Annotated in this window: 7 protein-coding genes; 4 read left to right on the forward strand and 3 right to left on the reverse strand. The window is 72.9% G+C overall.

The window, feature by feature from the left end; genetic code table 11:
• Positions 1 to 63: 63 nt before the first annotated feature.
• Positions 64 to 3,141 carry an FAD-binding and (Fe-S)-binding domain-containing protein gene (locus K7862_RS32115; RefSeq protein WP_222968453.1) on the reverse strand — a complete coding sequence of 1,026 codons (3,078 nt, stop codon included), beginning with the start codon at positions 3,139 to 3,141 and terminating at the stop codon, positions 64 to 66.
• 333 nt (positions 3,142 to 3,474) lie between these two features.
• Between K7862_RS32115 and K7862_RS32120 the strand changes: the two genes are divergently transcribed.
• Positions 3,475 to 4,437, forward strand: a complete 963-nt coding sequence (locus K7862_RS32120) for an LLM class F420-dependent oxidoreductase (RefSeq protein ID WP_222968455.1) — start codon at positions 3,475 to 3,477, stop codon at positions 4,435 to 4,437.
• A gap of 3 nt (positions 4,438 to 4,440) precedes the next feature.
• On the forward strand, positions 4,441 to 4,986 hold the full coding sequence (locus K7862_RS32125; protein WP_222968458.1) for a cysteine hydrolase family protein: 546 nt from the start codon (positions 4,441 to 4,443) through the stop codon (positions 4,984 to 4,986).
• 102 nt (positions 4,987 to 5,088) lie between these two features.
• Here the strand turns inward: K7862_RS32125 and K7862_RS32130 are convergent, their stop codons facing one another.
• Together K7862_RS32130 and K7862_RS32135 are read right to left on the reverse strand one after the other, a co-directional pair.
• Positions 5,089 to 6,102: an SDR family oxidoreductase gene (locus tag K7862_RS32130; protein ID WP_222968460.1), complete on the reverse strand. Its 1,014-nt coding sequence runs from the start codon at positions 6,100 to 6,102 to the stop codon at positions 5,089 to 5,091.
• A gap of 31 nt (positions 6,103 to 6,133) precedes the next feature.
• Positions 6,134 to 7,924 carry a glycoside hydrolase family 15 protein gene (locus tag K7862_RS32135; protein WP_308012307.1) on the reverse strand — a complete coding sequence of 597 codons (1,791 nt, stop codon included), beginning with the start codon at positions 7,922 to 7,924 and terminating at the stop codon, positions 6,134 to 6,136.
• 220 nt (positions 7,925 to 8,144) lie between these two features.
• Here K7862_RS32135 and K7862_RS32140 point away from each other — a divergent pair, with 220 nt between their 5' ends.
• Together K7862_RS32140 and K7862_RS32145 are read left to right on the forward strand one after the other, a co-directional pair.
• Positions 8,145 to 9,902, forward strand: a complete 1,758-nt coding sequence (locus K7862_RS32140; protein WP_222968462.1) for a SpoIIE family protein phosphatase — start codon at positions 8,145 to 8,147, stop codon at positions 9,900 to 9,902.
• A 96-nt stretch (positions 9,903 to 9,998) separates the two neighbouring features.
• On the forward strand, positions 9,999 to 10,519 hold a 521-nt coding region (locus tag K7862_RS32145), incomplete at its 3' end, for an endonuclease (RefSeq protein ID WP_222968463.1).

Consider the following 10,519-nt stretch of genomic DNA (forward strand, 5'->3'; position numbering starts at 1 on the left):
CACGCGGTCGGTTCGGCTGATGGCGGGAGGTGGCGCTGTGGGTTCACGACGGCCGGCACCTCGTCAGCGCCGGAGCTTGCGCAGGGCCAGGTAGGCGCCGCCCGCGGTCGAGCCCGCCGCCGCCAGGGCCACGCCGGCCGTGGTGAGGCGGGTGCGCAGGGCGGACGGTTCCGGCGGGCGGTCGGCCGCCTTCTCGGGGTGGTCGGCGGGTGCGGGCCCGTCGAGGCCGATCGCGAGGACTTCGGCGAGATGCAGGGCGCGGCGGCCGGTGCCGCCCTGCTCGATCTGGGTGCGGCAGCTGAAGCCGTCGGCGATCACCATCGCGCTCGGCGCGGCCTCGCGGACCGCCGGGAGCACGCCCAGCTCCCCGATGGCCATGGAGAGTTCTCCGTGGCCGCGTTCGAACCCGAAGTTGCCGGCCAGGCCGCAGCAGCCCTCGTCGAGCACGTCGGCGTCGATGCCGGCGCGGCGCATCAGTTCGCGGTCGGCGTCGAACTTGGTGACGGCGTGCTGGTGGCAGTGCGTCTGCACGGTGGCGGCCCGGGTCAGGGAGGGCGGCGACCAGCCGTCCGGCGCGTGGTTCAGCAGCAGTTCGGAGAACGTCAGGAACTGCCCGGAGAGGCGCTGGATGTCCTGGTCGTCGGGCATCAGCTCCGGTGCGTCGGCGCGGAAGACGGCCGTGCACGACGGTTCGAGGCCGACGATCGGCGTGCCGGCCTCGATCCACGGCCGCAGCACCTGCACGGTGCGTTTGAGGATGCGCTCGGCGGCGCCCAGTTGACCGGTGGAGATCCAGGTGAGGCCGCAGCACACGGACTGCTGGGGCACGGCGACGTGGAAGCCGGCGTCTTCCAGCACCCGCACCGCCGACCTGGCGACGGACGGGTGGAAGTAGGTGCTGAAGGTGTCCGGCCAGATCACGACGGTGCGCGGGTCGGACGGATCGGGCTCCGGCATGTTCCGGTCCTGCCACCACTGCGTGAACGACTGCGGGGCGAACAACGGGGCGTCGCGGTCGGCGACTCCGGCGAGCCGCTTGCCGAGCGCGGCGATGCCCGGGGCGTGCAGCAGCGTGTTGACCGCGCGCGGGGCGATCTGGGCGGCGCGTGCCCACAACGGCAGCCAGCCCAGGGCATAGTGCGCGAGCGGACGCAGCCGGCCCTCGTAGTGGTGGGAGAGGAACTCGGCCTTGTAGGTGGCCATGTCGACGCCCACCGGGCAGTCGGACTTGCAGCCCTTGCAGGCCAGGCAGAGGTCCAGCGCGTCCTTGACCTCTTTCGAGCGCCAGCCGTCGGACACCGGCGAGTCCTTGTGGCCGCCGATCATCTCGAACAGCAGTCGCGCCCGGCCGCGGGTGGAATGCTCCTCCTCGCCGGTCGCCCGGTACGAGGGGCACATCACGCCGCCCTGGTGGGTACGGCAGTTGCCGATGCCGACACACCGCATGACGGCCTGGTTGAAGGAGTGGTCGTCCTCGGGGTAGCCGAAGCGGGCGTCGGAGTCGTCGCGTGGGCGCCACTCGGGGCCCAACCGCAGGTTCTCGTCGGCGCGGTGGGGCGCGACCACCTTGCCGGGGTTCATCCGGTCGTCCGGGTCGAAGAGTGCCTTCAGCTTGCCGAACGCGGTGACGAGCGGGTCGCCGAACATCTTCGGCAGCAGCTCGCCGCGCGCCTGCCCGTCGCCGTGCTCGCCGGACAGCGAACCGCCGTACGACACGACGAGGTCGGCCGCCTGCTGCAGGAACTCGTGGAAGTGCGCGACCCCTTCGGCGGTGCGCAGGCCGAACGGGATGCGCGTGTGCACGCAGCCCTGTCCGAAGTGGCCGTACAGCGACGGGTGGTCGTAGTCGAAGCGGTCGAACAGCTTCTTGAGGTCGCGCAGATAGTCGCCGAGCCGCTCGGGCGGCACCGCCGAGTCCTCCCAGCCCTCCCAGGTCTCCCGGCCGTCCGGGGGGCGGGCGGTGACGCCGAGGCCCGCCTCGCGCGCCCTGAGCATCCGCTGCTCGCGTTCGGAGTCGTCGGACAGGGCCACGTTCGGGTCGTCGGTGGACTTCTTCAGCGCGCGCAGCAGGTCGTGCGCCTGCCGGTCGGCCTCGTCCTGGTCGTCCCCGGTGAACTGCATCAGCAGCCAGCTGCCGCCCTCGGGGAAGGTCCGCAGCGACTCCAGGTGGCTGCCCTCCTCCCGCATGAGCTGGGCCATACGGTCGTCGAGGGCCTCCAGTTGGGCCGGGTCGCTGTGTTCGAGGATGCGGGAGACGTCGTCGGCCGCGGCGCAGATGTCGGGGTAGCCGAGGATGAGCATGGCGTCGGCGGCGGGGACGGGCACCAGCTCCAGTTCGGCGCGCAGGACGGTGACGAGCGTGCCCTCGCTGCCGACCAGGCCGCGGGCGACGTTGAAGCCCTTCTCCGGCAGCAGGTCGTCGAGGTTGTACCCGGACACCCTGCGGGGGATCTGCGGGTATCCGCGGCGGATCTCGCCGAGGTACTGGTCGGTGATGTTCCGCATGCCGGCGTACAGTTCGGCCCGCCGGTCGCCGAGCGCGGTGATCGCGTCGTACTCCTCGGTGGAGGTCGGGCCGACCCAGCATCGCACCCCGTCGTAGGTGAGGATCTCCATCCGGCGGACGTTGTCCACGGTCTTGCCGTAGGCCTGGGCGGACGCGCCGCAGGAGTTGTTGCCGATCATGCCGCCGAGGGTGCAGTGGCTGTGCGTGGACGGCTTGGGCCCGAACTTCAGTCCGCACGCGGCGAGTTGCCGGTTCAGCTCGTCCAGGACGATGCCCGGCTCGACGATGCAGGTACGCGCCTCGGGATCGACGGACACCAGGTTGTCGCAGTACTTCGTCCAGTCGATGACGACCGCGGTGTTGGTGCACTGGCCGCCCAGGCTCGTGCCGCCGCCGCGGGACAGAACGGGCGCTCCGAACCGGGCGCACACGGCGACGGCCGTCGCCCCGGCGTCGATGTTGTACGGCACGACGACGCCGATGGGGACCTGGCGGTAGTTGGAACCGTCGGTGGCGTAGGCCCCGCGACTCCCGGCGTCGAATCTCACCTCGCCCTCCACCTCGTCCCTGAGGGCGGCCTCCAGGGCGGCTTCGTCCAAGTCGGCGAAGGAGGTGGACCGTTCAACAATGCTCATTACTGGCCTTCCGGGTGCGCTGCTGGGCCTTCCGGGTGCGCTCGCGTCTCGCCCGGGTGCCGATGCCCGGGGTCTCGCCCGGGTGCCGATGCCCGGGCTTCAGCCGGCCGGCCCGCAGGACGGCCGTGGACCGGTGGACGCCTTCTCCGGTTCTGGATGATCGCGTGCCCGGTCAGCGGCGGGATATTCAGCGCTTACGCCCGTCGTGGCGGCCACCCGCTGATCGTCCCGCTCCCCAGGACGGCGCGCGAGACGAGCGCGGCATCGGCGCATGCGCGCGCCACGATCGGGAAGCCGCAGTTCACGCTTCCGGCCGGCCCTGAAGGAGACACCATGGCGGACTACGGATATTTTCTCTCGTGTGAGGAGTTCACCCCCTCCGAACTGCTCGAACAGGCCCGAATGGCCGAACAGGCCGGCTTCACGGCGCTGGCGATCTCGGACCACTTCCACCCCTGGAACGCCGAGCAGGGGCAGAGCCCGTTCGTCTGGTCCATGATCGGCGCGCTGTCGCAGGTCACGTCGCTGCCCGTGACCACGCTGGTGACCTGCCCGACGCTGCGCCTGCATCCCGTGATCAGCGCACAGGCGGCCGCCACGTCGGCGGTGATGGTCGACGGCGGCTTCCGCTTCGGCATCGGCACCGGGGAGGCCCTCAACGAGCACGTCCTCGGTGACGCGTGGCCGGAGGCCCCCGAGCGGATGGCCATGCTGGATGAGGCCGTTCAGGTGATGCGCAAGCTCTTCACCGGCGAGCAGGTGACCCACCACGGCACCCACTACACGGTGCAGAACGCCCGCCTTTACACGCTGCCCGACGAGCCCCCGCCGCTGTACGTCTCCGCGTTCGGCCCGCAGGCCGCGGCCTTGGCCGGGCGGATCGGCGACGGCCTGGTGACCATGCAGCCGGACGCCGACCTGGTGGCGCAGTTCCGGCGCGCCGGCGGCGGGGACAAGCCGGTGATCGGCGGCCTGAAGGTCTGCTGGGACACCGACCGTGACCGCGCGATCGACACCGTGCACCGGCTGTGGCCGAACGAGCAGCTGCCCGGAGAGCTCGCCCAGCTGCTGCCGACGCCCGAGCACTTCGAGCAGGCGAGCTCGCTGGTCACCCGGGAGATGACCGCGGAGGCCGGCACCTTCGGTGACGATCCGGAGGAGCACGTCAAGGCCATCCGCGCCTACGTCGAGGCGGACTTCGACGAGGTCTACGTCAACCAGATCGGGCCCGACCAGCGGCAGTTCTTCGACTTCTACCGCACGGAGGTCCTGCCGGCCCTCCGGGAGGCGGGCTGAGTCATGACCGGCGAGCGGCGGACCATGGTGGTGGTGATCGACATGATCAACACCTACGACCACGAGGACGCGTCGCTGCTCGTCCGGTCCGTCCGCGAGGTGCTCCCCGCCGTGCGCTCGGTCGTCGAGCGCGCACGGCGGGCAGGTGTGGGCGTGGTCTACGTCAACGACAGCTTCGGCCGCTGGCGCTCCAACCACGACGAGCTGGTCGACGCGGCGCTCGCCGGGCCGCACGCCGACCTCGTCGAGCCCATCCTGCCGGACAAGGAGTCGCTCTTCGTGGTGAAGGCGCGGCACTCGATCTTCTACGAGACGCCGCTGGAGTACCTGCTGCGCCAGGAGGGCGTGGAGCACGTGGTGCTCTGCGGTCAGGTCACCGAGCAGTGCGTCCTGTACTCCGCGCTCGACGCCCACATCCGGCACTTCGAGGTGACGGTGGTCCGGGACGCCGTAGCGCACATCCACGCCGATCTGGCGGACGCCGCACTGCGCATGATGGAGCGGAACATGGGCGCCGAACTCACCAACGCGGCCGCACTCTCCTTCTGACCGCGCTCGGCGTGACCGCGTGTCCGCGACCAGCCCACGTCACCGAGCCGGCGCCCTTCTCCGGGCCGCGCCGTCACGCCTCCGCCGCTTCCCCGGCGCCCATCAGCTCCAGTGGCGGCGGGTGGCCACCGCGGCGCCGGCGACTCCCGCGGCCGCGGCTGCGGCGAGCAGGGAGCCCGGATGCCGGGCGGCCCACGTCTGGGGCGAGCGGGCGGACGCCTTCTCGTCGAACTCCCCGTGCGCGCCGAAGTCGCGTGCCATGCCGTCCTCGTCGTCGAGCGGTTCCCACAGGTTGCCCGGACGCCCGGGCCGCACGCGCTCGTCGGTCTGCTGGGAGTCGTAGCCGGTCCGCGCGAGGTACCGGTCGAGCAGTCCCGCCGCGACCTTGTTGCCGAGGATGGTGGCGACGGTCGAGGCGCCGACGTAGTACTGCTTGCGCTGCGGGTGCGCGGCCGCGTGCACCACGGCCCGGGCCGCGACCTCCGGCTGGTAGATGGGCGGGACCGGCTGCGGGTGCCGCGGCAGCCGCGAGATCACCCAGGAGAACTGCGGGGTGTTGACCGCGGGCATCTGCACGACGGTGATCCGCACGTTGCTCTTGCGGTGCATCAGCTCGGTGCGCACCGAGGAGGTGAACCCGTTCACGGCGTGCTTGGCCCCGCAGTACGCGGACTGCAGCGGGATCGAGCGGTCGCCGAGCGCCGAGCCGACCTGCACGATCGTGCCGCGGTCGCGCGGCAGCATCCGCGACAGCGCCTCGCGGGTGCCGTTGGCGTACCCCAGGTAGCTCACCTCGGTCACCCGCTTGAACTCCTCGGGGGTGATCTCGGTGAAGGGCGCGAACACCGAGCTGAAGGCGACGTTCACCCACACGTCGATGGGCCCGAACTCCTTCTCGACGGCCCCGGCCGCCTCGGCGACGGCGGTGTGGTCGGCGACGTCGGTGGGGACGGCGAGCGCCTGGCCGCCGAGTTCCCGCACCTCTTTCGCGGCCGCCTCCAGTCCGGTCCGGCCACGGGCCAGCAGACCGATCCGCGCGCCGTGGCGGGCGAACTCGCGGGCGGTGGCCCGCCCGATGCCGCCGCTGGCCCCGGTGATGACGACCGTCTCAGACATGCTCGGAACACCTTTCTGTCGCTCTGTCGGATCAGTGCGGCGCGCCCCAAGAGGTGGCCAGGCGGGCCGAGGACTCCAGCATCAGTGCGTGCACGAAGGCCTGCGGGAGATTGCCGCGCATCTCCCGCTGCACCACGTCGTACTCCTCGGAGTACAGACCGGCGGGTCCGCAGGCGGCGCGGTTGCGTTCGAACCACCGGTACGCGGACGCGGTGCGGCCCTGCTGGTGCTCGGCGAGGGCGACGACGAAGCCGCAGAGCACGAAGGCGCCCTCGGCCTCGGCGAGCGGGCGGTCGTCGTGGCGGAAGCGGTAGGCGAAGTGGTCCTCGGTCAGCTCGTCGAGGAAGGCGCGCAGGGTGCGGACCGTCCGCGGGTCGTCGGCCGGCAGCGCGCCGCGCAGCGCCGGCAGCAGCAGGGCCGCGTCGAGCGACGCGTCGTCGTTCGCCCGCTGCCAGCGGCCCGACGGGTGCAGGCCGCGGCGTTCGGCGTCGGTGACCAGGGCGTCGGCGAGGGCGGTCCAGCCGGCGCTCCGGCGGTCCGCGGCCGGCGAGCCGGACAGCGCGGCCGCGGCGGAACGCAGGCCCGCGGCGCAGATCAGGGTGCTGTGCGTCCAGTGGGTGTCGTGCAGCTCCCAGATGCCGGCGTCGGGTTCGTGCCGGCGCTGGGCGATGGCCCGGGCGGCGGCGTCCATGGCGCGCAGCCCGTCGTCGTCGAGGCGGCCGTGCCGGGCGGCGGCCGAGAGCAGCAGCAGGCTCTCGCCGAACGCGTCGAGCTGGAACTGGCTGCGGACCTGGTTGCCCACCAGGTCGAAGCCGCCCGGGTAGCCGGCCAGGTCCAGACGGCGCTGTTCGGGTACCGGCCCGCCGTCGACGGTGTAGGCCGGCGACAGCTTGGGGCCGTCGGCGAGGAGGCGCGCGGAGACGAAGCGCACGGCGTCGTCGAGGAGGCCGTGCCCGCCGGCCGCTGCGACGGCCTGCCCGGCGTAGCACTGGTCCCTGATCCACACGTACCGGTAGTCGTAGTTGCGTCCCTCCTCCGCCCGTTCAGGGAGGCTGGTGGTGGCCGCCGCGACCATGCCGCCTGAGGTGGACGTCAGCCCGCGCATGACGGCGTACGACATGCGCGCGTCGCCCTCGGCGAGGGTGCCGGGCAGCCGGGGCACCTCGCGGTGCCAGGCGTCCTCGGTGTCGCGCCACGCCCGGGCCGGGTCCACCGGCGGTCCGTCGAGCGGGCGGTCGGCGATCTCCAGGACCAGGTCGTGGGTGTCCCCCGGCTTGAGGGTCAGCTCGAACTCCAGCGTGCCGCGGTCGTGCCGGGCCGCGCTCGCGCCCGACCAGCGCATCCGCAGGTCGCCGCTGGCGAGCTGCCAGGTGCCGGAGTCGTCGCGGTGGACGCCGTCGAGGCCCGCGGCGCCGTACTCGGCCCGGGGTTCCAGGACGATGCGCAGCCGGGCCGCGGCGTCGTGGGCGGTGATCCGCCGCAGCACCACCGCGCGGTGCGGGTCGCCGGGGAACGCGAGGGCCTCCCGGCACTCCACGACGCCGTCCTCGGTCACCCAGCGGCTGCGCCAGATGAGGGAGCCGGGCTCGTAGTAGCCGCCCCACACATAGCGGCCGGCCGGCGACACGGCGTACATCCCCGAGCCGCCGACGAGCTGCGCGAAGACCGCCCCCGAGTCCCAGCGCGGGGCGCACATCCACACGTACTCGCCGTGCGGCCCGACCACCGCGGCGCGCTCACCGTCCGCGATCAGCGCGTAGTCGCGCAGGGCGTGCGGGCGGTACTGCCGCGCGGTCTCCCGGGGTCCGTGCTGCTCCGTCACTGCGTCGTCCCTGCTGTCATCCTCGCTCCACGGCGCTCGCGGCGCCGGCGGCTCACCGCCTTCCTCCGGCTCGTCTGCCCGGGATGACCGGGGGGAATCGGAGCCGTCGCCCGATCGGGGCCACCGGGCGGCCGTGACCCGTGGGCGCGCGGCGTCCGGATCGTGGCAAGATCGAGTGGCGTGTACACAGGAGCGGTGCGGTACGGAAAGGTTGCGGCCCATGGCTGATCCGGTCGAGGACCGCGAGTCGGTGCCGGACCACTACACGGGGCTGCTCGACGGAGTCCTCCAACTGGTGGACGCCGGGGTCTACGCGGTCGACGACCGGGGGACGGTCGTGGCGCTGAACCCGACGGCGGAGAGCCTGCTGGCCCGGCCCGCGGACGAGCTGCTGGGACGCAACGCCCACGACGCCCTGCACCGCGACGGCTCCGGCGGATCCGTCCCCCGGCCCTCCTGTCCGATGGCCCTCGCCCGCCCGACCGGCCGCACCTCGCCGGAGGGCTCCGCCTGGTTCGAACGCGGCGACGGCACCCTGCTGCCGGTCTCCTGGCTGCTGACCCCGTTCCGGGCAGGCGAGGGCACCACGGGCGCCCTGGTGGTCTTCCACCCGCGGGCGGCGGCCGAGACCCCGTCCGCCGAGACGGGGACGGCGTCCACCGCGATGTCGGACACCGAACGCCTCGCCCTGCTGGCCGAGACGACCACCCGGCTGACGTCGACGCTCGACTCGGACGAGGCGCTGCGCCGGCTGGCGCACATCGTGGCCCCCAGGATCGCCGACTGGGTGGTCGTCGACCTGCTCGCCGAGAACGAGGAGGCGCGGCGGGCCTACGTCGTCCACATGGAGGACGGCAGCCTGGTGACGCGGGAGGACCTGTGCGGGCCGCTGCCCCCGGTACCGGCGGACTCGCCGCTGCCGCTGTCGCGGGCGCTGCGCGGCAGGGCCTCGACGGTCGCGACCCCGGCGACGTACGAGGGGCGGCCGGACTCCGGGATCGCCATCGAGCAGCGGCGCATGTTCGAGGCCACCGGCATGCACTCCGCGGTCATCGCCCCGATCCGCGGCCCCCGGGAGGTGCTGGGCGCCCTCACCCTCGGGCGCTCGGAGTGGCCGCACCCGTTCACCGACGACGACCTGCCGCTGCTGGAGGACATCGCCCGCCGTACCGGCGTCGCACTGGAGAACGCCCGGCTGTTCCAGCAGCAGCGTCGTGTCGCGGAGACCCTGCAGCGGCACCTGCTGCCCCGGCTCCCGATCCTGCCGGGCCTGGAGACGACCGTCCGCTACCTGCCGGCGCCGGACGCCTCGCAGGTCGGCGGCGACTGGTACGACATGTTCGAGCTCGACGACGGCAGCTTCGCGGTGGTCATCGGCGACGTCGTCGGCCACGACCTCAACGCGGCCGCGGGGATGGCGCAGCTCCGCAACATGCTGCGGGCGCACGCCTGGACGCACCACGGCGGACCCGCGGCGATCGTCCGGCTGCTGGACGACACGGTGATGCACGTCGCCGAGGTGTCCATGGCCACCGCGATCTTCGGCACCCTCCGACGGGAGCCGGCCACGGGCTGGGAGCTGCGCTGGAGCAACGCCGGGCACCCGCCGCCGCTGCTCGTCGACTACGAGGGGCGCGCCGAGTTCCTCGAGGAGGGCCACGGGATCCTCCTGGGTACCGGCACCTCGCCGGACCGGGCGGAGGACACCGTCCCGCTGCCGCCCCGCTCGACCCTGGTCCTCTACACCGACGGCCTCGTCGAGTCCCCCGCCCAGTCCCTCGACGACGGGATGGAGCGCCTGCGCCGCCACGCCGCCGCCCTCGTCCACCGGCCCCTGGACCTCTTCTGCGACCAGTTGCTGAACCGGGTGCGCCCGCCGGCCAACGAGGACGATGTCGCCCTGCTTGCCCTGCGGGTCCCGGAGCAGGGCACCGACGAGATCCTGATCGCCGGAAGAGGGATGGAACCGGGCGTTTGACCCCATTCCGCTCGGGCACGCGCCCCACTGGAGGGACGGTTCTCACCGGACCGCGCGCCGACGAGACGGGACGCCCGCGAAGGGGGTCGCTCGACCATGGCCACCAAGACCGACCGGAAGACCGCGCACGAGCTGCTGGCCGCACACGGCCGCACCTACGCCGAGGACGCCGGCATCCGCCTGCGCAACACCCCGCAGCCGCTGTATCAGCTCCTGGTCCTCTCCAGCCTGCTCAGCGCCCGTATCAAGGCCCAGGTCGCGACCGACGCGGCCCGCGCGCTGTTCGAGGCGGGCATGCGCGATCCGCGGCGCATGGCCGAAGCGACCTGGCAGCAGCGGGTGGACGCCCTCGGGGCCGGCCACTACCGGCGGTACGACGAACGGACGGCCACGCAGCTCGGCGAGGGCGCCGAACTGCTGCTGGACCGCTGGGACGGCGATCTGCGCAAGCTGCGCGACCAGGCCAAGCGGAGGGCCAAGGGCGAGGCTCTCGCGGAGTACAAGCGGCTGCTGCGCGAAGTGATGCCCGGTCTCGGGCCGGTCGGCGCGGACATCTTCCTGCGCGAGGTCCAGGGGGTGTGGCCGGAGGTGGCGCCGTACTTCGACGGCAAGACCGA

Origin of the sequence: Actinacidiphila acidipaludis (assembly GCF_019890725.1) — a bacterium.
Taxonomy (GTDB): domain Bacteria; phylum Actinomycetota; class Actinomycetes; order Streptomycetales; family Streptomycetaceae; genus Actinacidiphila; species Actinacidiphila acidipaludis.

Excerpts from the sequence above, each read along its gene's own strand:
- K7862_RS32130 (WP_222968460.1), bottom strand. The coding sequence starts at position 6,102 with ATGTCTGAGACGGTCGTCATCACCGGGGCCAGCGGCGGCATCGGGCGG.
- K7862_RS32115 (WP_222968453.1), bottom strand. The coding sequence starts at position 3,141 with ATGAGCATTGTTGAACGGTCCACCTCCTTCGCCGACTTGGACGAAGCC.
- K7862_RS32125 (WP_222968458.1), top strand. The coding sequence starts at position 4,441 with ATGACCGGCGAGCGGCGGACCATGGTGGTGGTGATCGACATGATCAAC.
- K7862_RS32140 (WP_222968462.1), top strand. The coding sequence starts at position 8,145 with ATGGCTGATCCGGTCGAGGACCGCGAGTCGGTGCCGGACCACTACACG.
- K7862_RS32120 (WP_222968455.1), top strand. The coding sequence starts at position 3,475 with ATGGCGGACTACGGATATTTTCTCTCGTGTGAGGAGTTCACCCCCTCC.